The 23920-nt window shown below is 66.1% G+C and carries 18 protein-coding genes and 1 pseudogene; 8 read left to right on the top strand and 11 right to left on the bottom strand.

Annotated elements, in window-relative coordinates; translation table 11 throughout:
* Positions 1–137 precede the first annotated feature (137 nt).
* Positions 138–1325 (top strand): O-succinylhomoserine sulfhydrylase, encoded by a 1188-nt coding sequence (gene metZ, locus ACTJI6_RS11010; protein ID WP_440800657.1) that lies wholly within the window; start codon positions 138–140, stop codon positions 1323–1325.
* A 35-nt stretch (positions 1326–1360) separates the two neighbouring features.
* Entirely contained in the window at positions 1361–2389 is a 1029-nt protein-coding gene (folE2, locus tag ACTJI6_RS11005) for a GTP cyclohydrolase FolE2 (protein ID WP_440800892.1), read from the top strand.
* Positions 2390–2525: 136 nt separating this feature from the next.
* Here the strand turns inward: folE2 and ACTJI6_RS11000 are convergent, their stop codons facing one another.
* The 4 genes from ACTJI6_RS11000 to ACTJI6_RS10985 are packed head-to-tail and all read right to left on the bottom strand — an operon-like array spanning position 2526 to position 6660.
* Entirely contained in the window at positions 2526–4853 is a 2328-nt protein-coding gene (locus tag ACTJI6_RS11000) for an aldehyde dehydrogenase family protein (protein WP_440800654.1), read from the bottom strand.
* A 7-nt stretch (positions 4854–4860) separates the two neighbouring features.
* Positions 4861–5802 (bottom strand): deoxyribose-phosphate aldolase, encoded by a 942-nt coding sequence (gene deoC / locus ACTJI6_RS10995; RefSeq protein WP_440800652.1) that lies wholly within the window; start codon positions 5800–5802, stop codon positions 4861–4863.
* Complete coding sequence (locus tag ACTJI6_RS10990) at positions 5799–6365, bottom strand: DUF1523 family protein (protein WP_126153335.1); 567 nt, start codon at positions 6363–6365, stop codon at positions 5799–5801. Before ACTJI6_RS10990 ends, deoC begins: the two co-directional genes overlap by 4 nt.
* A 13-nt stretch (positions 6366–6378) precedes the next feature.
* Positions 6379–6660 carry a hypothetical protein gene (locus ACTJI6_RS10985; RefSeq protein ID WP_440800648.1) on the bottom strand — a complete coding sequence of 94 codons (282 nt, stop codon included), beginning with the start codon at positions 6658–6660 and terminating at the stop codon, positions 6379–6381.
* A 73-nt stretch (positions 6661–6733) separates the two neighbouring features.
* Here ACTJI6_RS10985 and ACTJI6_RS10980 point away from each other — a divergent pair, with 73 nt between their 5' ends.
* Entirely contained in the window at positions 6734–7657 is a 924-nt protein-coding gene (locus ACTJI6_RS10980; protein ID WP_440800645.1) for a cation diffusion facilitator family transporter, read from the top strand.
* A gap of 3 nt (positions 7658–7660) precedes the next feature.
* Here the strand turns inward: ACTJI6_RS10980 and ACTJI6_RS10975 are convergent, their stop codons facing one another.
* The 5 genes from ACTJI6_RS10975 to ACTJI6_RS10955 all read right to left on the bottom strand — a co-directional run bounded on the left by ACTJI6_RS10975 (position 7661) and on the right by ACTJI6_RS10955 (position 15569).
* The gene (locus tag ACTJI6_RS10975; RefSeq protein WP_440800891.1) at positions 7661–10036 is read right to left on the bottom strand and encodes an ATP-dependent helicase; all 2376 of its coding nucleotides are present in this window, start codon (positions 10034–10036) and stop codon (positions 7661–7663) included.
* Between the two features lie 70 nt (positions 10037–10106).
* The gene (locus ACTJI6_RS10970) at positions 10107–11099 is read right to left on the bottom strand and encodes an ABC transporter permease (RefSeq protein WP_440800643.1); all 993 of its coding nucleotides are present in this window, start codon (positions 11097–11099) and stop codon (positions 10107–10109) included.
* Entirely contained in the window at positions 11092–12099 is a 1008-nt protein-coding gene (locus ACTJI6_RS10965; RefSeq protein WP_440800640.1) for an ABC transporter permease, read from the bottom strand. Before ACTJI6_RS10965 ends, ACTJI6_RS10970 begins: the two co-directional genes overlap by 8 nt.
* A gap of 19 nt (positions 12100–12118) precedes the next feature.
* Complete coding sequence (locus tag ACTJI6_RS10960; RefSeq protein WP_440800637.1) at positions 12119–13813, bottom strand: peptide ABC transporter substrate-binding protein; 1695 nt, start codon at positions 13811–13813, stop codon at positions 12119–12121.
* A gap of 52 nt (positions 13814–13865) precedes the next feature.
* Positions 13866–15569 (bottom strand): peptide ABC transporter substrate-binding protein, encoded by a 1704-nt coding sequence (locus ACTJI6_RS10955; RefSeq protein WP_440800634.1) that lies wholly within the window; start codon positions 15567–15569, stop codon positions 13866–13868.
* A 256-nt stretch (positions 15570–15825) separates the two neighbouring features.
* Here ACTJI6_RS10955 and ACTJI6_RS10950 point away from each other — a divergent pair, with 256 nt between their 5' ends.
* From ACTJI6_RS10950 to purU, 3 genes are all read left to right on the top strand, one after another.
* Positions 15826–17658: an ABC transporter ATP-binding protein gene (locus ACTJI6_RS10950; protein WP_440800632.1), complete on the top strand. Its 1833-nt coding sequence runs from the start codon at positions 15826–15828 to the stop codon at positions 17656–17658.
* Between the two features lie 76 nt (positions 17659–17734).
* Positions 17735–18901, top strand: coding sequence for a M20 aminoacylase family protein (locus ACTJI6_RS10945; protein WP_440800630.1), 1167 nt, complete (start codon positions 17735–17737; stop codon positions 18899–18901).
* Positions 18902–19024: 123 nt separating this feature from the next.
* Positions 19025–19909: a formyltetrahydrofolate deformylase gene (gene purU / locus ACTJI6_RS10940; RefSeq protein ID WP_126153343.1), complete on the top strand. Its 885-nt coding sequence runs from the start codon at positions 19025–19027 to the stop codon at positions 19907–19909.
* Between the two features lie 18 nt (positions 19910–19927).
* On the opposite strand, the gene ACTJI6_RS10935 is transcribed toward purU, so the two are convergent.
* Entirely contained in the window at positions 19928–20806 is an 879-nt protein-coding gene (locus tag ACTJI6_RS10935) for a LysR family transcriptional regulator (protein ID WP_440800626.1), read from the bottom strand.
* Positions 20807–20947: 141 nt separating this feature from the next.
* Here ACTJI6_RS10935 and ACTJI6_RS10930 point away from each other — a divergent pair, with 141 nt between their 5' ends.
* Both ACTJI6_RS10930 and ACTJI6_RS10925 read left to right on the top strand, forming a co-directional pair.
* Complete coding sequence (locus ACTJI6_RS10930) at positions 20948–22207, top strand: aromatic ring-hydroxylating oxygenase subunit alpha (RefSeq protein ID WP_440800624.1); 1260 nt, start codon at positions 20948–20950, stop codon at positions 22205–22207.
* Positions 22204–23247 carry a 2Fe-2S iron-sulfur cluster-binding protein gene (locus tag ACTJI6_RS10925; RefSeq protein WP_440800621.1) on the top strand — a complete coding sequence of 348 codons (1044 nt, stop codon included), beginning with the start codon at positions 22204–22206 and terminating at the stop codon, positions 23245–23247. Before ACTJI6_RS10930 ends, ACTJI6_RS10925 begins: the two co-directional genes overlap by 4 nt.
* Positions 23248–23307: 60 nt before the next feature.
* On the opposite strand, the pseudogene ACTJI6_RS10920 reads toward ACTJI6_RS10925, so the two are convergent.
* Positions 23308–23652: pseudogene (locus ACTJI6_RS10920) on the bottom strand (DDE-type integrase/transposase/recombinase); the annotation flags it as partial.
* Positions 23653–23920 lie beyond the last annotated feature (268 nt).

Genomic DNA, 23920 nt, shown 5'->3' with positions numbered 1-23920 from the left:
ACTGAAAATATGTCTGACCAAAAGGACAATTGCGCCTGCGCATCTGTGGCGGGTGGGCGGTCCGATCCTTTCGGGCTTGGCCCTTGCGCCGCAGTGGCCGGGGCGCTAACCCGCTGGCGACAGTACAGGGGCATCTCATGGACGACAGTTTCGCCAAGGCACCTCATCCGCGCACGCAGGCGGTTCATCACGGCATCCGCCGCAGCCAGTACGGAGAGATGGCCGAGGCGATCTTTCTGACCCAGGGCTTCGTCTATGACAGCGCCGAACAGGCCGAGGCGCGCTTCAAGGGCACCGGCCCGGACGAGTTCATCTATGCCCGCTATGGCAACCCCACCAGCCGCATGTTCGAGGATCGCATCGCCGCCCTGGAAGGGACCGAGGACGCCTTTGCCACCGCCAGCGGCATGGCCGCCGTGAACGGCGCGCTGTTTTCGATGTGCAAGCCCGGCGATCATGTCGTGGCGTCCCGCGCTTTGTTCGGATCCTGCCTGTATGTGCTGGACCTGCTGAAGAAATTCGGGGTCGAGGTCAGCTATGTCGACGGCACCGACCTGGATCAGTGGAAGGCGGCGCTGCGCCCCGGCACCCGCGCGGCGTTCTTCGAGACCATGTCGAACCCGACGCTGGAGGTGATCGATATCCAAGGCGTCGCCGATCTTGCCCACGCGGTCGGTGCCCTGGTCGTGGCCGATAACGTGTTCGCGACGCCGGTCTTTTCCCGTGCCGCCGAACTGGGGGCGGATGTGGTCGTCTATTCTGCGACCAAGCATATCGACGGCGGCGGGCGGGCGCTTGCGGGGGTGATCTGCGGCACCCGCCAGTTCGTGCGCGACGTCGCCGAGCCGTATCTGAAGCATACCGGCGGCGCGATCAGCCCGTTCCACAGCTGGATCATGCTGAACGGCCTGACCACCATGGATCTGCGCGTGCGCGCCCAGGCCGACAGCGCGCAGAAGGTGGCTCAGGCGCTGCAAGGCCATCCCGCCCTGTCGCGCGTCATTTATCCAGGCTTGGCCAACCATCCCCAGCACGACCTGGCGATGCGCCAGATGGGCGCGGGCGGCACCATGATCGCCATCGAGGTGGCGGGTGGCAAGGAAGCCGCCTTCGCCGCGCTGAACCGGCTGGAAATCGTCAGCATCTCCAACAACCTGGGCGACGCCAAGTCCATTGTCACCCATCCCGCGACGACCACCCATCAGCGCCTGTCGGACGAGGACCGCGCCCATCTGGGCATCACGCCCGGCCTGCTGCGCCTGTCCGTGGGGCTGGAACATGCCGACGATCTGATCGCCGATCTGCGCCGCGCCCTGGAGGGGTGACGGGAACGGGTCGCGAACGCGGCCCGTTCTGCCGGATTCGCCCTTTGGATTCCTGGCCCGCGCGCCCATATTGTCGGCGACCGTGCCGCGAGGATACCCGCATGTCTGATGCCCGCCCCCTGATCCCCGCCTATCCGGCCCTGGCTCGCAGCTATGACGCGGATTTTCGGGTCGATGACGCCTACAAGGCCGGGCTGCCCGATCTGCAAAACGGCCCCGCCAGCCTGATCGTGGGCGCCCGCGCGCCGATCCAGCATGTCGGCATTTCCAATTTCCGCCTGCCGATCCGCTATCAGACCCGCGATGGCGGCGAACTGACCTTGGAAACCAGCGTGACCGGCACCGTCAGCCTGGAGGCCGACCGCAAGGGAATCAACATGTCCCGGATCATGCGATCCTTCTATGCCCATTCCGAACATGCCTTCAGCCTCAAGGTGCTGGAGGCCGCGCTGGACTATTACCAGGCCGACCTGGACGCCTACGACGCGCGCATTCAGATGCGGTTTTCCTATCCGATCCGGGTCGATTCGCTGCGCTCGGGCCTGTCGGGCTGGCAGTATTACGACATCGCGATGGAGGTTCTGGATTTCCACGGCCAGCGGCTGCGGATCATGCATTTCGATTACGTCTATTCCTCGACCTGCCCCTGTTCGCTGGAACTGTCCGAACATGCGCGCGAGACCCGGTCGCGGCTGGCGACGCCCCATTCGCAGCGGTCCATCGCCCGGATTTCGGTGGTCATGCTTGGTCCCGAAAAGATCTGGTTCGAGGATGTGGTGGACCTGTGCCGCCGCGCCGTGCCGACCGAGACGCAGGTGATGGTCAAGCGAGAGGACGAGCAGGCCTTCGCCGAACTCAACGCCGCGAATCCGATCTTCGTCGAGGATGCCGTCCGCGCCTTTGCCCAGCAGTTGCTGGCCGATCCACGCTTCGGCGATTTCCGCGTGGTCGCCAGCCATCAGGAATCGTTGCATTCGCATGATGCGGTCAGCCTGTTGGTCAGCGGGCCGACCTTTGCCCAGGCCTCGCTGGATCCGATGACTTTCGCGGGGTTGCGGGCCTGACAGGCCGCAAGCCGGGGGCGCTTCGCCCCCCGGCCCCCCCGAGGGTATTGGGACAAAGAAGAAGCGGCGGGGTTCTTCTTCTTTGCTCATATACCCATTTGACGCGGGCCCTTTGCGCTGAGGATGCCGTTTCGGCTCAGTAGGCTGCGGGCCCCGTGCCTTCGGGCAGGGCGCCATAGGGCAGCCAGATCGTCTTGGTCTGGGTGGCGTGGCGCAGGAAAATTTCGCCTTGCGCATGCGGGCCGCACCAGTCGCGATGGGCGGGCGACCAGACGGGTTTCAGGTTGCCGCCCGCCGCCTTTTCCACCGCCGCCAGATCGCCCCCGACCATCCACATGGCCGCGACCTCATCATGCGCGGCCAGGGTTTTCGCCAGTTCGTCCCGCGGGCCGGTCACGATATTGACCACGCCGCCCGGCAGGTCCGAAGTGTCGAAGATCTGATACAGATCCAGCACCGGCAACGGATCGTCCTGCGCGGCAATCGCGACCACGCGGTTGCCCATGGCGATGGCAGGCATGACCAGCGACATGAACGCGGCCAGGGGCTGGGCATTCGGGCCGGCGATGCCCAACACGCCGAAGGCTTCGTTCACCACGTTCAGCAGGTGGCCGGGCCGGGTCTGGACATTGGCGCCGTCGAACTTGTCGGCCCAGGCGGCATAGTGGAAGGCGCCGGCGATGGCAGCATCGACCTCGGCCTGGCTGGTGCGGCGGGCAAATTCCTCGGCGCGGGCGGAAAGATTTTCCGCAATGTAATACAGCACCTGCGCGCGGGCATGGCCGCCCATCGCGGTCCATTTTCCGGCCTTGGCTGCCGTCTCGACCGCGTTGCGGATGTCCTTGCGGCTGCCCAGCGGCGCCAGCCCGCCCGGCACCGCATACATCGCCCCGCCATCCGGCCGCTTCTGTGCGCCGCCGATATACAGCTTGGCCGTGCGGTCCAGACCCTTCGGCCCCGGCCGACCCGTTGTCGCGGCGACTGGTTCGGTTGGGGCGGGTTCCGGCGCGGCATCGACCTGCGGTTCGGCCAGATAGTCCAGCATCCCCGCGCGCCCGCCTTCGCGGCCGAAGCCGCTTTCGCGATAGCCGCCGAAGGGGGCGGCGGCGTCGAACAGGTTGGCGCAGTTGATCCAGACGACGCCCGCCTTGATCCGGGCGGCCAGATCGGTCGCCACCGCCGCGCTTTCCGACCAGACCGAGGCGGCAAGGCCATAGCGGGTGCTGTTCGCCAGTTCCGCCGCCTCGTCCGCCGTGCGGAAGGTGGACAGCGTGGCGATCGGCCCGAAGATTTCCTGGCTGAAACCCGGATTGGCGGGGGCGATGTTGCGCAGATAGCCCGGCGCGACGAAGCAGCCGTCCTGCGCCGCGCCCCCGACCAGTTCCGCGCCCGCCGCGACCGAAGCCCGGCAGATCGACAGGATCCGGTCTTTCTGGATGGGATCGACGATGGCGCCGATATCGGTGGACTTGTCCAGGGGCGGGCCGACGCGCAGCCGCGCCATGCGGGCGGAGAGCAGGGTTTCAAAGCGGCCCGCCACCGCCTCGGCCACCAGGATGCGCGACCCGGCGCAGCAGACCTGACCCTGGTTGAACCAGATCGAATCCACCACGCCCTCGACCGCCGCGTCCAGATCGGCGTCGGGCATGACCACGAAGGGCGACTTGCCGCCCAGTTCCAGGGTCAGCCGCTTGCCCGTGCCGGCCAATTGCCCCGCAATGGTGCGCCCGACCTCAGTCGAGCCGGTGAAGGCAATCTTGTCCACCTGGGCGGCCGCAAGGGCCGCGCCGGTCTCTCCGTCGCCGGTGACGATGTTCACGACGCCTGCGGGCAGGCCGATCTCCTGGCAGATCTCGGCGAAGGCCAGGGCGGTCAGGGGGGTGTATTCGGCGGGTTTCAGGACGACCGTGTTGCCCGCCGCAAGCGCGGGGGCGATCTTCCAGGCCAGCATCAGCAGCGGAAAGTTCCAGGGGATGATCTGGCCGCAGACGCCCAGCGGCGCGTGGCCTGGGAAGGCTGCGTCGCGCAGTTCCGCCCAACCTGCATGGTGATAGAAATGCCGCGCCACCAGCGGCACGTCGATGTCGCGCGATTCCCGGATCGGCTTGCCGTTGTCCAGTGTCTCCAGCACCGACAGGAAGCGTTCGCGCTTCTGCACATGCCGGGCCAGGGCATAGAGATACCGCGCCCGCCCGGTCCCCGTCAGCGCCGCCCATCCTGGCTGCGCGTCCCGCGCCGCCGCGACCGCCGCCGCCACGTCGTCGCCTGTGCCCTGCGTCACCCGCGCCAGAACCTGACCCGTCGCGGGATCGCGCGTGTTGAACAGCGCGCCGGGTTCGGTGAAGGCCCCGCCGATGAAATGCCCGAAGGCCCCGTGCCGCGCCAGCCAGTCGCGCACTGCCGCGCTATCCTCGACCGAGGGGCCGTATTCCAGTGTTTCCATCAAGTCGCTCACGCTGGTCATGCGTCCCTCAGGCAATGGCTTGACGATGGGCGGCGGCATAGCGGCCCGTCACATGGTGGCTGATCTGCCGTTCTATATCGCCCAGCAGGCTGCTGGCGCCGATGCGGAGCAGATCGGGGCGCAGCCAGTCGCGGCCCAGTTCCTCGGCCATCAGCACCTGCCAGTTCAGCGCGTCCTTCGCCGTCCTCAATCCGCCCGCAGGCTTGAATCCCACGACATGGCCGGTCTGGTCGCGATAGTCACGGATCGCCCGGCACATCACCAGCGACACGGGCAGGGTGGCGTTCACCCCTTCCTTCCCGGTCGAGGTCTTGATCCAGTCCGCCCCGGCCTGCATCGCCACATGGCTGGCACGGGCGACGTTTTCCAGCGATTTCAAATCGCCCGTCGCCAGGATCGCCTTCATCCTGGCATCGCCGCAGGCTTCGCGCATGGCCCGGATTTCGTCATACAGCGCCGCCCAGTCGCCGCGCAGGACATGGGCGCGGGTGATGACGATGTCGATCTCGTCCGCGCCCTGATCGACGGCATAGAGAATCTCGGCCAGCCGCAGGTTCAGGGGCATCAGCCCGGCCGGAAAGCCGGTCGCGACGCTGGCGACGGGGATACCGGAATTGCCAAGCGCGCGCTTGGCCGCGCCGACCATCGTCGGATAGACGCAGACCGCGCCGGTGGTCAGGTGGGATACCCCCATCGCGCCCAGCAGATCGGGCGCCACCGGCTGCATCGCCTTGGCGCAAAGCCGCGCCACCCGGTCGGGGGTGTCGTCGCCCGCAAGCGTGGTCAGGTCGATGCAGCGCACCGCGTTCAGAAGCCAGGCGGCCTGATGGTCCTTCTTCAGGCTGCGCCGCGCCGGCAGGGTCGCGGCCCGGCGTTCGACGGCGGGGGCGTTGATGCGGATCCCCGCAAAACCGTCAACCCGCAAGTCGGTGCCCGGATTGCGGGTCATGGCCGTCTTCTCCACCCCGACAGCCCGCGTTCCTGGAACTGCGCCCACATCCGCCAGATCAGCGCCAGCAGCATCAGCAGCACCACGCAGATGATCGAGGCCGCCCAGTTGCGCGGGCGTTCGTCGGGTCCGGCCAGAGTGTCGATGCTGACCGCGTTGGGATAGGTGGACAGCCAGGCCATCCGCCAGCCATAGGCGGTGACACTGACCCATTGCGGGTTGTCGCGGCCCGATTGCAGGTTGGTTGCCTCGGCCTGCAGGTTGGCGCTGTCGTATTTGAAATAGGGCGGCCAGATCCAGCCGGTATCCTCGTTGCGATAGACGAAGACCTTTCCGTTCGGGCGCACCGTCTCGATGAAGCGCACGTCGCGCTGTCCGGCGGCGTTTTCCACCGTGCCGGTATTGTCGGACGCATAGAAGATCGCGTTCGAGGCTGTCACCGAAGTCAGGCGGTTATAGGTATTGGTGATGCGCACCGTGTTCTTGGACGGCAGCGCATAGTCCAGGAACAGGAACACCGCGATGCCGAACAGCACGCCGACCGCGACCTTGAAATAGTGCATGGAAAAGCGGTCCTTATTGCCAGTTGACCCAGTAGATGATGCCCATGACCGCCAGATTGGGCAGAACGAAGACCAGAAGCAACAGCCGCGATTTCAGCGTCTTGTCGAATTGGGTCATGGACCTGCGGACGAACGCGCGCCGGGCCGCGCCGTTCCCCGCCATGGCAGGGTGGCGTTCGTCCCAGATCTCTTCCAGCCTTTCGCGGCGCAGCGAGCGGAGATAGACCCGCAGCAGCAGATAGAACACCGTCTCGGCGATCAGCAGGAACAGGATCAGGCGGAAGAAGGCGGCCAAGGGCGGGTCCGGGTTGAGGTTTCTGCCCGACGCTAGCACCCTGGGCCGTGGCCCACCAGCGCAAGGACAGACCATGAGCACCGAACAGGACATCCTGCGGCAATCCATCGCCGCGACCTTCGCCGTGGCGGCGATCGGCGTGGGCTTCGGTGTGCTGACGGGGTCGTCCTCGATCATCTTCGACGGGATCTATTCGCTGACCGATGCCAGCATGACGCTGCTGGCGCTGCTGGTTTCGCGGCTGATCACGCAGCAGATGTCGGAACGCCGCCAGGCGCGGCTGGTCCAGCACTTCACCATGGGCTTCTGGCATCTGGAACCGATGGTGCTGGGCCTCAGCGGGGTGATGCTGACCGGGGCGGCGGTCTATGCGCTGTTCAACGCGGTGCAAAGCCTGCTGTCGGGCGGCAGAGAGCTGCAATTCGGTCAGGCCATCGTCTATGCCGTGCTGGTGGTCGTGGTGGCGGCGGGCATGGCGCTGCGCAACCACCGGGCCAACCGGCGCATCCGTTCGGGCTTCGTCGAACTGGACGCCAGGGATTGGGCCATGTCGGCGGCGCTGACCGGGGCTCTGCTGGCGGCCTTCGTCTTCGGCTGGCTGATCCAGGGAACGCGATGGGACTGGATGTCGCCCTATGTCGATCCGGCGGCGCTGGCCTTGGTCTGTCTGGTGGTGATCCCCTTGCCGATTCCGACGATCCGCCGGGCGCTGGCCGATATCCTGCTGGTGACGCCCGCCGACCTGAAGCAGCATGTCGATGCGGTCGCCCGGCAGGCCGTCGACCGGCACGGCTTCCTGGACTATCGCGCCTATGTCGCGCGGGTCGGGCGGGGCCGGCAGATCGAACTGTTCTTCATCGTGCCCTCCGGAGAGCCGCCTCGCCGGCTGGAGCAGTGGGATGCGATCCGCGACCGGATCGGAGAGGAGATCGGCGGCGAAAGTCCCGACCGCTGGCTGACGATCGCCTTCACCACCGACCTCGGCTGGGCCGAATAGGCGTCAGAAGGGCACGTCGTCCGCGCCCACGGGCTGGACATAGGCCGCCTTGATGTTCTTGAAGCCCGCCGCGAACTGCACGGTCAGCGTATCCTCGGCAATGCCCATGATCGTGCCTTCGCCGAACTTGGCATGGCTGACCCGGTCGCCCACGGCGAAGCGCGCCGCAGGTTCCGCGTCGATCACGACCGGGGTGCGGTGGACCGGGGCCTTGCGTTCGCTGGCCCGCGCCTGCATCCGCTTCCAGCCGGGCGAGTTGTAGACATCCGCCTTGGCCGCGCGTTCGTGCAGCGCGTTGACCGGCCCGCCGCCGGCGAAAGCCATCGCCGCGCCATAGCCGCCGCCGTAAAGGCCTGGCGGGGTCAGAACCTCGACATGCTCGGGCGGCAATTCGTCCACGAAGCGCGACGGCAGCGACGATTGCCATTGCCCGTAAAGCCGCCGGTTGCCCGCGAAGCTGATCGTCGCCAGCCGTTCGGCCCGTGTGATGCCGACATAGGCCAGGCGGCGTTCCTCCTCCAACCCCTTGGTCCCGTTTTCGTCCATGGCCCGCTGGCTGGGGAACAGCCCGTCCTCCCATCCCGGCAGGAAGACGATGGGGAATTCCAGCCCCTTGGCGGCATGCAGCGTCATGATGCTGACCTGCTCGGCCGCCTCGCCCTCATCCCGGTCCATGACCAGCGCGACATGTTCAAGGAAGCCTTGCAGGTTCTCGAATTCCTCAAGCGCCTTGACCAGTTCCTTGAGGTTGTCCAGCCGGCCGGGCGCGTCGGGCGACTTGTCGTTCTGCCACATCGCGGTATAGCCGGATTCGTCCAGGATCCGTTCGGCCAGTTCGACGTGGTTGACGCGGTCATCCAGAGCGTCGGCGTGCCAGCGGCCCATGCTTTCGGTGAACTGGCGCATGTTGGCGGCGGCCTTGCCGGACAGATCGCCCGCCGTCAGTGCGGCGACCGTGCCTTCCAGCAGCGACAGGCCCCGAGCCCGCGCCATCGCCTGGATCGCCTGCAAGCCCTTGTCGCCCAGGCCGCGCTTCGGCGTATTGGCGATGCGTTCGAAAGCCAGGTCGTCGGCCGGGCTGACCGCCAGCCGGAAATAGGCCATGGCGTCGCGGATTTCCGCGCGTTCATAGAAGCGCGGCCCGCCGATCACGCGATAGGGCAGGCCGATCGACATGAAGCGATCCTCGAAGGCGCGCATCTGGTGGGAGGCGCGGACAAGGATGGCGATGTCGTTCAGGCTGGTGCGGCCGACGCTGGCGCGGTGGCCGCCGTGGAAGGCCTCGATCTCCTCTCCGATCCAGCGGGCCTCGGCCTCGCTGTCCCAATGGCCGATCAGGCGGACGGGTTCGCCCGGTTCCGCATCGGTCCACAGGGTCTTGCCCAGACGGCCCTGGTTCGTCGCGATCAGCCCCGACGCCGCCGCAAGGATCTGCGGGGTCGAGCGATAGTTCTGTTCCAGCCGGATCACCTGCGCGCCGGGAAAGTCCTTTTCGAACCGCAGGATGTTCCCGACCTCGGCGCCGCGCCAGCCATAGATCGACTGGTCGTCGTCGCCCACGCAGCAGATGTTGCGATGCCCCTGCGCCAGCAGCCGCAGCCACATGTACTGGGCCACGTTGGTGTCCTGATATTCGTCCACCAGGATATAGCGGAAGCGGTCCTGCCAGCCGCGCAGCACGTCCGGGTGGGCCTGGAACAGGGTCACGCAATGCATCAGCAGGTCGCCGAAATCGACCGCGTTCAGCGTCAGCAGCCGGTCCTGATAGGCGGCATACAGCTTGCCGCCCCAGCCGTCGAAGGCCGCACCCTCGCCGCGCGGCAGATTGGCGGGCGTCAGGCAGCGGTTCTTCCAGCCGTCGATCAGGCCCGCCAACTGCCGGGCCGGCCAGCGTTTTTCGTCCAGGTTCTCGGCCTGGATCAGCTGCTTCATCAGCCGGATCTGATCGTCGGTGTCCAGGATCGTGAAGCTGGGTTTCAGGTGCAGGTCGCCATTGCCGATCAGTTCGGCATGGCGGCGCAGGATCTTGACGCTGATCGAATGGAAGGTGCCCAGCCAGGGCATCCCCTCGACCGTTTCGCCCAGCAGGCGGGCGATGCGGTCCTTCATTTCCCGCGCGGCCTTGTTGGTGAAGGTCACGGCCAGGACCTGTCCGGGCCGGGCCTTGCCCTGCATCAGCAGATGCGCGATCCGCGTGGTCAGCGCCCGCGTCTTGCCTGTGCCCGCGCCCGCCAGCAGCAGGACAGGCCCCTCCAATGCCTCGACCGCCGCGCGCTGCGCGGGGTTCAGCCCCTCCAGATAGGGCAGGGGCCGCGCGGCCATCGCGCGCTGCGACAGCGGCACGCCCCCCATGTCATCGGAATCGTCCAGAAGCTCCATCCCGCCAACATAGGCGCGAAGACGGATCATGGAAAGTCCATGTTCCGCCTTTGTTCGCGATTGCGGTGAATTACCGCCCCCGGATGCGCGGATCCATCGCGTCGCGCAGACCGTCGCCGATATAGTTCACGCACAGCACCGTCAGAGAGATGAACAGCCCCGGCAGGATCACCCGCCATGGATACATCACCATCTGATCCACCGCGTCATAGAGCAGCCGCCCCCAGGTCGGGAAATCCGGCGGGAAGCCCAGGCCCAGGAAGGACAGGGCGCTTTCGGTGATGATCGCCGTCGCGATGCCCAGGGTCGCGGCGACCATGATCGGGGACAGCACGTTCGGCAGGACATGGCGCAGGATCATCCGGTGCGCCGGCGTGCCGATGGACCGGGCGGCCAGGATGAACTCGCGCTCTTTCAGGCCCAGCACGTCGCCCCGCACGATCCGCGCGGCCTGCATCCAGCTTGTCGCGCCGATGGCGGACACGATCAGGATGAAGGTGCCCATGGCCGGGCCGAAGTTCTGCGACAGCGGTTCGCGGAACAGCGTCACCATCAGCAGCAGCAGGGGCAGCAGCGGCAGGGCCAGGAACAGCTCTGTCAGCCGCATCAACGGCGCGTCCAGCCGCCGGAAATAGCCCGAGACGACGCCGATCAGACTGCCCAGCGTGATGGCGATGATCATCGCGGTCAGGCCCACGGCGATGGACACGCGCCCCCCCGCCATCAGCCGCGCCAGCATGTCGCGGCCCAACTGGTCGGTGCCCAGGGGATGCGCGGCGGAAAAGCCCGAATTGCGGGCGCGGATGTCCACATAGGTCGGGTCGATGGTCCAGAGATAGGGTCCGACGACCACGAACAGGATCGTCGCCACGAACAGCACCAGGGCCACCATGGCGCCGCGATGACTGCGGAACTGCCGCCAGATGTCGCGCCACTGGCTGCGCGTTTCGCCTGCGTGGTGGGGATCGTCGGGGGGCAGCCCTGGAACCGCCCCGGCCAGGGCCGCCGTGGCGTCCACCGCCTCGGCGGTATCAAGCGCGTGCTGGCGGTCGGGGTCAGTCATAGCGGATCCTCGGGTCCAGGACGCCGTAGAGGATGTCGGCAATCAGGGTGAACAAGACGATCAGGATCGCGAAGATGAAGGTCAGCGTCAGCACCATGGGAATGTCGTTGCCGTGGATCGCGGTGATCAGCAACTGGCCCAGGCCGTTCACCTTGAACACCTGTTCGGTGATGATGGCGCCGCCGAAGACGGCGGGCAGGCCAAGCGCGATCACGGTGATGACCGGGATCAGGCTGTTGCGCAGCACATGCTTCAGCACCACGGTGCGTTCCGACAGACCCTTGGCGCGGGCGGTGCGGACGTAGTCCTGGCCCAGGTTGTCCAGCATGGATGCGCGCATGAAGCGGCTGATCTGCGCGGCGTTATACAGCGCCAGCACCGTCACCGGCATCGCCATCTGCCGCACCTGCGCCCAGAAACTGCCCCAGTCGCGGACCTGCAAGGTCGTGTCATAGACCGAGGGGAACCATTGCAGCTTCACCCCGAAGATGATGATCAGCACCACGCCGGTGAAGAAGGTGGGCATGGAAAAGCCGATCATCGACACGAAGGTGCCCAGCTGGTCGAACCAGGAATACTGCTTGTAGGCCGACAGGATGCCGATCGGCAGGGCGATCAGGATGCCCACCAGATAGCTGAACCCCACCACCGTCAGCGTCTGCGGCACGCGCTGCGCGATGATGTCGAAGACCGGGCTGCGCGACTGGAAGCTGATGATCCGCTGCATCCCGGCGCTGAACTGCGTGCCGAAGACGCTGTCGAACCAATACAATGGCTCGACCCAGAAGAACTGCTTCAGCCACAGGACATAGCGGATATACCAGGCCTGGCCCAGGCCAAGCGCCTCGCGCATCCGTTCCTTGACCTCGGGCGGGACGGTCAGGGGGACGTCGCCCAGGGGATCGCCGGGGGACGCTTCCAGCAGCAGGAAGATCACCAGCGAGATGAACAGCAGCGTCGGGATGGCCAGCAGCAGGCGGCGGATGGTGAATGTCAGCATCGGTTGCCTCGGGTGGGGGTCATTCGGCGCGGCTCCAGTCGGCGATGTTCCACAGGCTGCCCTCCCATCCGTTCGGGGTCACGCCCGCCAGCGAATTGGCATGGGCCGAGATCATGCCGCGATGGATCAGCGGCAGGACGACATGGCCGTCGGCGGTCAGCATGTCGGTCATGTCCTTGGCGATCCTCTGCCGGTCGCGGGGCAGTCCGGTCTGGTTCAGCTGCGCCATCATGGCGTCGAAGGCGGGGTCGCAGAAGCGGACCGAGTTGTTGCCCTGCCACTGGTTCCCCTGATCCGGGACGCGGTTGCAGACGAATTCGTCCAGGAAGGACGCGGGATCGGGCAGATAGAAGGCGTCGGTGAACATCTGCGCATCCGCCAGAAAGCGCGCCCGCGAATCCGGGTTGCCGGCGTCGCCGCCGAAGAACACCGTGCCGTCGATGGTCTTGAGGTCGGTTTCCACGCCGATTTCGGACCACCATTGCTTGACCAGGGACTGTACGTCCTGGCGCACCGGATTGACCGTGGTCTGGAACACCAGATGCAGCCGCACGCCGTCCTTTTCGCGGATGCCGTCGGCGCCGGGCAGCCAGCCCGCCTGGTCCAGCAGCGCCCGCGCGCCGGCGATATCCTGGGTCAGGCATTCGTCGCGGCCGGAATTGAAGGTCTCGGGCACGGGGACGATGGTGCAGGTGGGCTTGCCCGCCGGGCCATAGGCCAGTTCCGCCAGGATCGGGCGGTCGATGGCCATGGACAGCGCGCGCCGCACCGCCGGATCGGTCAGGAACGGATGGGGATGGGCCAGGGTGGACCGTTCGGCGCCAAGCGCGGGGGAGGGGTCGGTCTGGTTCAGCTCGATCCGCTCGACCATGCTGCCGAAGGATCCGACCAGCTTGCCCTTGCCCGCGGCCTCCATCGGCGCCACCACGTCGGGGGCCAGTTGCAGGTTCCAAGCGAAATCGAACTCTCCGGTTTCCAGGACCGCGCGCGCCGCAGCCATCGCATCGCCGCCGCCCTTGATCGTCACGCGGGCGAAGGCGGGCTTGGCGGGGTCGCGGTATTCGGGGTTGGCCTCGTATGTGGCGACGTTGCCGGGTTCGAAGCCGGTGACGCGGAACGGGCCGGTGCCGATGGGGCCGAAGTTCTGGTCGGTGCAGCTTGCCCCCGCAGAGCCGAGGCAGGATTCGAACTGGGCCTTTTGCAGGATCGGCGTGCGCCCGCCCACGAAGGCTTGCAGCGGCGGGTATTTCGGCGCGGCATAGCGGATGCGCACGGTCAGGTCGTCGACGGCCTCGACCGTTTCGATCCCGTCGAATTCCGCCAGCACGGCGCAGCCGAAATCGGGGGCCATGCAATACTGCGCGGTGAAGGCCACGTCCGCCGCCGTGACGGGCGTGCCGTCGGACCAGGTCAGGCCGGGTTTCAGCCGCCAGGTGACCGAGGCGAAATCCTCGGCGATGCCGCCGTTCTCGATCGTGGGAATCTCGGCCGCCAGCACCGGGATCAGCGATCCGTCATCGGCCACCAGGGCCAGCGGTTCCAGGATCATGGACGCGGGGTCCACGTCCTTGGCGCCGGTCGACAGATAGGGATTCAGCACGGAGGCCGCCTGCCAGTACAGCACGCGCAAGTCTCCGTCGCTGCCGCGTTCCGCCAGGGCGGGGGTGGCCATCATCAGCGCCAGGGCCGGAACCAGAGCTTTCTTCACGTTCAACCTTTGTCTTGTCGGAAGCCGGCCCCGCGGCGGATCGCGGGGCCGAAGGGGATCATTGCTGGACGCGGGTCCAGTCGGCCACGTTCCACAGTTCCGAATCCCAGGCGTTCAGGTCGACGCCGCCCAGGGTGTTGGAATGGGCCGACGCCGTGCCGCGATAGACCAGCGGGATGATCGCGTTGCTGTCCTTGGTCAGCATCTCGTTCAGCTTCTGGCCGATCTTGCCGCGTTCCGCCGGATCGACGGTCTTGGACAGTTCCACCATCAGCGCGTCATAGGCTTCGTCGCAGAAGCGGCTGATATTTTCGCCCTGCCACTGGTTGTCGGGACCGGGCGCCTTGTCGCAGGTCCATTTCGCCAGATAGGGCGCGGGGTTGCCGCCTTCGAAGTTGTCGGCATACATCTCGACATCGGCATAGAACTTCTGCAACGTATCAGGAGAGCCGGGGTCGGAGCCGAAGAACACCGAGGCATCGACGGTCTTCAGCTCGGTCTCGATGCCGATTTCCGACCACCACTGCTTGATCAGCGCCTGGAAGTCCTGGCGCACCGCGTTGACCGAGGTCTGGAAGACCATCCGCAGTTGCACACCGTCCTTTTCGCGCACGCCGCTGCCGCCCACGGTCCAGCCCGCCTGGTCCAGCAGCGCCTTGGCCCCTTCGATGTCCTGGGTCAGGCACTCCTCGTTGGGCGATGCCCAGGCCTCGGGCGCGGGGACATAGTTGCAGGTGGGCTTGCCTGCGGCGCCATAGCCGATTTCCGACAGAAGCTGGCGGTCGATGGCCATGGACAGCGCCTTGCGCACGGCCGGATCGGACAGGAAGGGATGGGGATGGGCCGTGGTCGAACGCTCGCCTTCCGGCAGGGACGGGGACGGGTCGGTCAGGTTCACGTGGATCCGTTCCACCAGGCTGCCGAAGGCCGCGCTGACCTTGCCCTTGCCCATCTGCTCCATTCCCGCGATCACGTCGGGGGCAAGCTGGGTGTTCCAGGCGTAATCGTATTCGCCGGTTTCCAGGACGGCCCGCGCCGCCGCCGCCGCATCGCCGCCGCCCTTGATGGTCGCGGTCGCGAAGGCGGGCTTGGCCGGGTCGCGGTATTCGGGATTGGCCTCGAAGGTGATCACGTCGTTGGTCAGGAACCGGGTGACGCGGAACGGGCCGGTGCCGATGGGACTGAAGTTCTGGTCGGTGCAGGTCGGCGCATTGGCGCCCAGGCAGTTTTCGAACTGCGCCTTTTGCAGAATGGGCGATTGCGCCCCGGTGAAGGCCGAGAAGGGGTCGGGCATCGGTTCGCTGAAGTTGATGCGGACCGTCAGGTCATCGACCGCTTCGACGCTTTCGACGCCCTCGAACTTGGCAAGCTGCGAACAGCCGCCCTCGGGGTGCATGCAGTATTCGGCGGAAAAGGCCACGTCGGCGGCGGTCAGCGGCGAGCCGTCGGACCACTTGACCCCTTCTTTCAGCTTCCAGGTCACCGACTTCAGATCCTCGGCGATGCCGCCGTTTTCGATGGACGGAATCTCGGTCGCCAGCCGCGGGACCAGGGTGCCGTCGGGGGCGGCGCTGGCCAGCGGCTCCAGCACCATGCTCGAGGCGATCACCTCCTTGGTGCCGCCGGTCAGATAGATGTTCATCGTGGACGGCGCCTGCCACATGATGATGTTGAGCGCGCCGTCGCTGCCCCGTTCGGCCATGGCGGCCGGTGCCAGCACCAGGGTCGCGGCTGCGCCCATCAGCAGTGTTTTCAGCTTCATCAATCTCTCCTGTCGGAAGTTTCGGCCCGCAGCGCGGTCCAGGACGCCGTGCAGCCCATCTTGCGCCTATGTCGCTGATTTTTATGTATCATCCGGGCCATGTCCTGATCCCGCGCAGGTGCGGAATGGGATCAGTTTCATTCGAACCCCCCTTGGAAAGCAAGCCCTATCGCGTGGCGTCACGGCGGTTCTTTCGACTTTGACTTTCTGTCGCGGACGACTAGCCTTGGCCGATGACCATTCCGGGGGCGCACTGATGCTGGATGAAAAGCCGCTTGTTTCCATTGAGAAACTTCGGGTCGAGTTCGAGACCGGCGATGGCGTCGTGGTGGGCGTCAAGGATGTCAGCTTTTCCATCAATCCCGGCGAATGCGTCTGTGTGGTGGGCGAATCCGGGTCGGGCAAGTCGGTCAGTTCGCTGTCGTTGATGCGGCTGGTCGAATTCGGCGGCGGCACCATCGCGGGCGGGCGGCTGATGTTCGATCCCGGCGACGGGCGGGTCATCGACCTGGCGCAGCAATCGACGCCCGCGATGCGCGACATCCGCGGCAACCAGATCGGCATGATCTTCCAGGAACCGATGACGGCGCTGAATCCGGTCTTCACCGTGGGCGACCAGTTGACCGAGGGGCTGATCGTCCATCGCGGCATGACCAAGGCCCAGGCCCGCGCCCGCGCGCTGGAGATCCTGCGCCAGGTCCGCATTCCCGAACCCGAACGCCGCCTGGACCAGTATCCGCACGAACTGTCCGGCGGGATGCGCCAGCGCGTCGTGATCGCCATCGCCATGGCCTGCGAACCGCGCCTGCTGATCTGCGACGAACCCACCACCGCGCTGGACGTGACCATCCAGGCCGAGATCCTGGCGCTGATCGATCGTCTGAAGCGCGAAAAGCAGATCGCCGTGCTGTTCATCACCCATGACATGGCGGTCGTGGCGCAGATGGCCGACCGCGTGGTCGTCATGTATCGCGGCAACAAGGTCGAGGAAGGCCCGGTCGAGCAGATCTTCGAGGCCCCGCAGCAGGACTATACCAAGATGCTGCTGGCCGCCGTCCCTCGCCTGGGCGAGATGACCGGCAAGCCCGCGCCCGAGAGGATGCGGCTGATGCGCGACGGCACGGTCAGCGCGCCGGAACCGATCATCGTGGCGGATCCGAAGCCCTTGCTGACGGTGGAAAACCTGACCACCCGCTTTGCCGTCAAGGGCGGGCTGCTGCGCCGCACCGTGGCCCGCGTCCACGCGGTCGAGGATGTCAGTTTCACCATCAATGCGGGCGAAACCCTGTCTTTGGTCGGCGAATCCGGCTGCGGCAAATCCACCTGCGGCCGCTCGATCCTGCGGCTGGTGGAGCCGGAGTCCGGCCGTGTCGATCTGGGCGGCACCGACATCCTGGCGCTGTCGCCCGGCGATCTGCGCCGGGCGCGCCGGGACATGCAGATGATCTTCCAGGATCCCTTCGCCAGCCTGGATCCGCATATGAAGCTGTATGACCAGGTGGCCGAGCCGATGGAGAATTTCGGCATCGGCAGCCGGTCGGAACGCCGCGACCGCATCGCCGCGTTGTTCGATCGAGTGGAACTGCCCCGCAGCTTCATGCGCCGCTACCCACACGAGATGTCGGGCGGTCAACGCCAACGCATCGCCATCGCCCGCGCCCTGGCGCTGAACCCCAAGCTGATCATCGCCGACGAGGCCGTGTCGGCGCTTGACGTGTCGGTGCAGGCGCAGGTGCTGAACCTGCTGATGGAATTGCAGCAGGATCTGGGCATTTCGATGCTGTTCATCAGCCATGACATGGCCGTGGTCGAACGCGTCAGCCATCATGTCGGGGTGATGTATCTGGGCCGCATCGTGGAAATCGGCACCCGCCAGCAGGTGTTCGAGAACCCGCAGCACAACTATACCCGGCAGCTGATGGCCGCCGTGCCGGTCGCGGACCCTCGGCAAAAGAAGATCAGCGAGGATCTGAACTTCAAGCCGATCCCCTCGCCCATCCATCCCGTCGACTACCAGGCGGTGCCCTCGGTCTATCGCGAGGTCGCGCCGGGCCACAAGGTTCTGGTCGAACCCGCGACCCACCACTAGACGGGCGATCCTTGCGTCCGAGGCTTGCACAGTCTGCATAAAGGGTCCACCCTGTCGCCGCTGAAGGAGACCGATCATGCCCGTCAAGAACCGCTTTGCCGAACTGCTGCCCGAGATCACCGCCTGGCGCCGCGATTTCCACGAACATCCCGAACTGCTCTACGATGTCCACCGCACGGCGGGCCGGGTGGCGGAACTGTTGCGCGAATTCGGCTGTGACGAGGTGGTGGAAGGCATCGGCAGGACCGGAGTGGTCGGCGTCATCAAGGGCAAGACCGACAGCAAGGGCCGCGTCATCGGGTTGCGCGCCGACATGGACGCGCTGCCGATCATCGAACAGACTGGGCTGGACTATGCGTCCAAGACGCCGGGCAAGATGCACGCCTGCGGCCATGACGGCCATACCGCGATGCTGCTGGGCGCCGCGAAATACCTGGCCGAGACGCGCAATTTCGACGGCACCGCCGTGGTGATCTTCCAGCCCGCCGAGGAAGGCGGGGCAGGGGGCGAGGCGATGGTTCGGGACGGGCTTGTCAGCCGCTGGAACATCCAGGAATTCTACGGGATGCACAACATGCCGGGCATTCCCGTCGGCACCTTCGCCATCAAGCCCGGCGCGATGATGGCCGCGACCGACCAGTTCGACATCACCATCACCGGCAAGGGCGGCCATGCCGCCAAGCCGCATGAGTGCATCGACACCACCCTGACCGCAGCGCAGATCATCGTCGCGATGCAGTCGGTCGTGTCGCGCAACGTCGACCCGCTGAAGAACGCCGTGGTCTCGGTCTGCGTGGTGTCCACCGATTCGACCGCGCATAACGTGATCCCGCAGGTGGTGACGCTGAAGGGCACCGCCCGCAGCCTGGATCCCGCCGTCCGCGAACAGCTTGAAGAAGGCATCCGCCGAATCTCGACCAACATCGCCGCCGCCATGGGCGCCGTGGCCGAGGTCGATTACCAGCGCGGCTATCCCGTCACCATGAACGACGACCAGGCGACCGAATGGGCCGCCGAGGTCGCGCGCGAGATCGCGGGCGACGTGAACCTGTCCATGCAGCCGATGATGGGCGGCGAGGATTTCAGCTATATGCTGAACGAACGTCCCGGCGCCTATATCTTCGTCGGCAACGGCGACACGGCGATGGTCCACCACCCGGCCTACAACTTCAACGACGACGCGATCCCGGCCGGCTCCAGCTGGTATGCAGGCATGGTCGAATCGCGGATGCCCGCCGCCTGATCCCGCCTTGCCGCCGGGGGATGTCGCGGCTACCCCCGGCGGTGTCGGAAATGCGATTGTCATCGCGCCGCATTCGTCCGAAATGCTGTCAGACCCGGACAGCCAAGGAAGCGGACCCCCCTCATGAAAAGCTATACGCTGCGCGTCACCTGTGCCTCGACCCGCGGGATCGTGGCCGCCATCTCCGGCTATCTGGCCGGTCACGACTGCAACATCACCGACAGCGCGCAGTTCGACGACGCCGAGACCGGCCGCTTCTTCATGCGCGTCAGCTTCCGGTCCGAGGGCGAGGCGACGCTGGAGCAGTTGCAGCAAGGCATCGCCCCCATAGCCGAGCGTTTCGGGATGGAGGCCGTCTTCAGCGACGACGCGGTGAAGGCCAAGGTCATCATCATGGTGTCGCGCTTCGGTCATTGCCTGAACGACCTGCTGTATCGCTGGCGGATCGGCGCGCTGCCGATCGACATCGTGGCGGTGATTTCCAACCACATGGATTACCAGAAGGTCGTGGTGAACCATGACCTGCCTTACTACTGCATCAAGGTCACCAAGGAGAACAAGGCCCAGGCCGAAGCCGAACAGATGCGCATCGTCCGCGACACCGGGGCCGAGCTGATCGTGCTGGCGCGCTATATGCAGGTGCTGTCGGACCAGATGTGCCAGGCCATGTCCGGGCGGATCATCAACATCCACCATTCCTTCCTGCCCAGCTTCAAGGGCGCCAACCCCTACAAGCAGGCCTATGAGCGCGGCGTGAAGCTGATCGGCGCGACCAGCCATTACGTGACCGCCGACCTGGACGAAGGCCCCATCATCGAGCAGGACACGGTGCGCGTGACCCATGCGCAGTCGCCGGGCGACTATGTGTCCTTGGGCCGCGATGTCGAGGCGCAGGTGCTGGCCCGCGCGATCCACGCGCATATCCACCACCGGGTGTTCCTGAACGGCGAAAAGACCGTGGTCTTCCCGCCCTCGCCCGGAAGCTATGCCAGCGAACGGATGGGGTGACGCCCCGGCCCGACCGGCCTATTCCGGTCGCCTGCCATCGGTCCCGGCCTGGTCCCTGAACCAGTGCACGGCGACGGCGGTCTCGTGCCGCTGGGGGGTCATCGGGATCAGGTAGAAGGCGCCCGGCGCGGGAATCGCGGGGGCGGGGATCGGCGCCAGCCCTTCGACCGGACGGTCGCGCCCATCCTCGACCTGCCAGACCAGCACCACCCCCTCGCCCTGCTGGGCGGCGATGATGGCGTCGTGATAGCGGCTGACCGAGAGCGTGGGCGGCGGCAGCGCGCCCTGCGGCAGGACGATCCGCCGCCAGTCCTCCCAGCTGATCCAGTCCCGGTCCGGCGTGTCGTAATGGATCAGCGGCGCGGCGGCCATGTCCTCGGGCCGCCGGACGGGATGACGCGCCAGGAAATCCGGCGAGGCCATGGCCCGGACCTGCGCGCCGAACAGGCGGATCGCCTGCGGATCCGGCGCGACAGTCAGATAGCGGATCAGCAGGTCCGAGCCCTGGACATGCCGACCATCCAGATCGTCCTGCGCGGCGATCCGCAGGCTGATCCCCGGATGGCTGCGGCGGAAATCGGGCATCCGCTCCATCAGCCAGAACCGCGACAGCGCAGAGGACAGCGTCAGGATCAACGGCTGCGGCTGGACCTTGCGGATCTCGGCCATGGTCCCGGCGATCGAGGACAGCGCGTCATGGGCGCTGACCGCCAGCCGCCGCCCGGCCGGCGTCGGCTCTACATGGCGGTGGCGGCGCAGGAACAGCGCCACGCCCAGCCATTCCTCCAGCGCGGCGATCTGCTTGCTGACGGCGGCCTGGCTGACGCCAAGTTCCTCGGCGGCGGCGGTGAAGCTGCCGTGGCGCGCGGCAGCCTCGAAGGCGAAGATCGGGGCCAACGGGCCGATCTGATGGCGGAATTTTGACATAACCTGAGGATATGGGACGGTGGAAAATTAGTCCAGTTGCCAGCATGGACCGCTCTGGGCATCACTGTCCAATACTCCTCCAAGCCGGTCCTTTATTGCCAGGATAGAGCCATGACCCTCCATATCACCGCGCCCCTGTCCGATCTGGTCGCCAGCTATCAGCGCGGCCATACCCTGCCCGCCGCCTTCTATACCGCGCCCGAACTGTTCGAGACCGATCTGGACGTGTTCTTTCACCGCCACTGGATCATGGTGGGCGTGACGGCCGAGATCCCCGAGCCGGGCGACGTGCGAAAGGTGGATATCGGCCGCAATTCTATCCTGCTGCTGCGCGACGACGACATGCAGGTGCGCGCCTTCCACAACGTTTGCCGCCACCGCGGCGCGCGCATCGTCAGCGAGGAGCAGACCTCGGTCGGCCGCCTGGTCTGCCCCTATCACCAATGGTCCTATGACCTGACGGGCGAACTGGTCCATGCCGCCCATATGGGCAAGGGCCTGGACCGGTCCTGCCACGGACTGAAACCCGTCAACCTGAAGGTGATCAGCGGCATCATCTTCATCTGCATCGCCGACGAGGCCCCGGCCGATATCGAGGAGATCGCGGATATCCTGGGCGCCCGGCTGCAACCCTTCCGTCTGGACGAGGCCAGGGTCGCCCATGCCAAGACCATCGTCGAGCCGGGGAACTGGAAGCTGAGCGTCGACAACAACCGTGAATGTTATCACTGCGAAGGCTCGCATCCCGAACTGATCAACACCTTCGTCGGTCTCGACATCGGCTTCGACCCCGATGAGCTGGGGGATGAGGAAAAGGCCGAATATGCCGAGCATTGCCGGATCGCCGCCGCCCAGGTCGCGGAATGGGAGGCGCAGGGCTTCGCCTCGCGCGCCGTCGAATTCTACGAGGGGCACGAGACGATGATGCGCACCGAACGCTTCGTCATCGCCGGAGCGGGGGAATCGCACACGCTGGACGGCAAGGCCGCCTGTCGCAAGCTGCTGGGCGGCCTGACCGATCCGCGCTTTGGCGACATGCACCTGCATACCCATAACTCGTGGTCGCATTTCTTTGCCGATCATGCGGTGATCAGCTGGATCATCCCCCTGGCCCCCGACCAGACCGAACTGCGCACCGTCTGGCTGGTCAACAAGGATGCGCGCGAGGGGGAGGATTATGACCTCGACCGCCTGACCGAGGTGTGGATCGCCACCAACCAGCAGGATGCCGATCTGGTCACCATCGCCCAGCAGGGCGTGTCCTCGGTCGCCTATCAGCCCGGCCCCCTGTCGCAATTCTGCGAGACGGCGGTGGACCGCAACATCGCCTGGTATGTCGAACGCCTGCGCAAGCACGGGTTCGGGGAATGAACGACCTGCCGCCCCCCTTCGAGATCGAGACCTTCGAACTGGACTGCATCGCCGCGCGGCAGGAGACCCCCACCGTCAAGACCTATGTCTTCCGCCTGCCCCCCGGCGCCCTTACGTTCGAGCCGGGACAGTTCATGAACTTCGTCTTCCCGCTGGGCGGCGAGGATCATGCTCGCAGCTATTCCATCTCGTCCTCGGCGCTGACCGCGGGGCTGGTCTCGATCACCGTCAAGAAAGTGCCGGGCGGGCTGGTGTCGAACTGGCTCTTCGACAAGATGAGTCCGGGAATGCGGGTCCGCGCCTCCGGCCCTGCCGGAAGTTTCTGCTGCGGGCTGCCGCCGCGCGGCCCGGTGTTGCTGCTGACGGCGGGCAGCGGCATCACCCCCGCCGCTTCGATGCTGCGCAGCCTGGCGGATCACGGATCTGCAGCGGACCTGGTGCTGATCCATTTCGCCTCCGCGCCCGAGGAGATGATCTTTGCCGATGAGATGCGGACCTGGGCGCGCGCCCTGCCCGGCCTGCGCGTCATCCCGGTGGTCACCCGGCACCAGCCCGGCGCCGGCTGGGTTGGCCCGGTAGGGCGGCTCTCCGCGCCGCTGCTTCAGGGGCTGGTGCCCGATCTGGCCTCGCGCATGGTCTATTGCTGCGGCCCGGCGGGATTCATGGATCTAGCGGGCAGGCTGACCGCCGAACTGGGCCTGCCGGCGGGGCAGTTCCTGACCGAAAGCTTCGACCGCCTGTCCGCGGACGACCCTGCCCCGGCCGATGCCGCCGCTCCGGCCTTTCACGCGACCTTCGCCCGGGCGGGTATCGAGGGTCTGGTTACAAGCGACACCACGCTGCTCAAGGCGGCCAAGGCGATGGGCGTCCGCATCCAGAGTTCCTGCGGCAAGGGGGTCTGCGGTACCTGCCGGGTCAAGCTGATCTCCGGCACGGTGGACCTGCGCCATCAGGGCGGTATCAAACAGCGCGAGATCGATCAGGGCTTCATCCTGGCCTGCTGCTCACGGCCCACGTCTGACGTGGTGATCGACAAGTAAGCTTGTCGGTTCTGTCGCAAACCTCCCAGCAGGATGAGCAGAGCCGTCCGGTAGACATGGCTAAGCTGCGAGCGCCGCGAAGGTCTGGAAGGCGGTGGCGCCATTGGCGGGTATCTGGCCCTTGCGGATCATGTGGGCGGTCTCGATCCCGGCGATGGTGGCCGCGGCTGAATGGAACGCCTTGAAGCCCATCATCGGGCCGGTGATCCGCATGATGAAGCGGTGATCCTGTTCAAGAATATTGTTCAGGTATTTGACCTGTCGCACCACGATGGTGCGCCCGTCAGCGGTAAATTTAAGGATCATGTTCAACGCTTGCAGGCTGGCCAAGTTCGCGCCGCTCTTGTCGATGACGACCCGGTCGGGCATGCCGTTGGTGCTGATCGCTCGCCTGAAAAAGCGCCGGACACCCGCCGAGGTCTTCAAGGACAACCTGCTGGGACGCGGCTACAGGACGGCAAAACTCTCACGCCAACCGAAGTCGCATTTGGGCTAGCGCCTCCATAGCGCATCCAGACTGCTGAAAAGCAGGGCACGTCCGTGTTCATGGCGGTTTGAAGATTGACAGAGAGTGTCCGATCTTCTGTGTATGAGTGATCCGGTCCATGCTTCACCGAAAGGAAGCATGCATGACGATCTCCAAGGAACTTCTGGATGAACTGCTGAAGGGTGT

This window comes from Paracoccus sp. 22332 (assembly GCF_052045125.1).
Classification (GTDB): domain Bacteria; phylum Pseudomonadota; class Alphaproteobacteria; order Rhodobacterales; family Rhodobacteraceae; genus Paracoccus; species Paracoccus haematequi_A.
The sequence above is the reverse complement of the archived record's forward strand: the minus strand, read 5'-3'. Positions and strand labels throughout refer to the sequence as shown.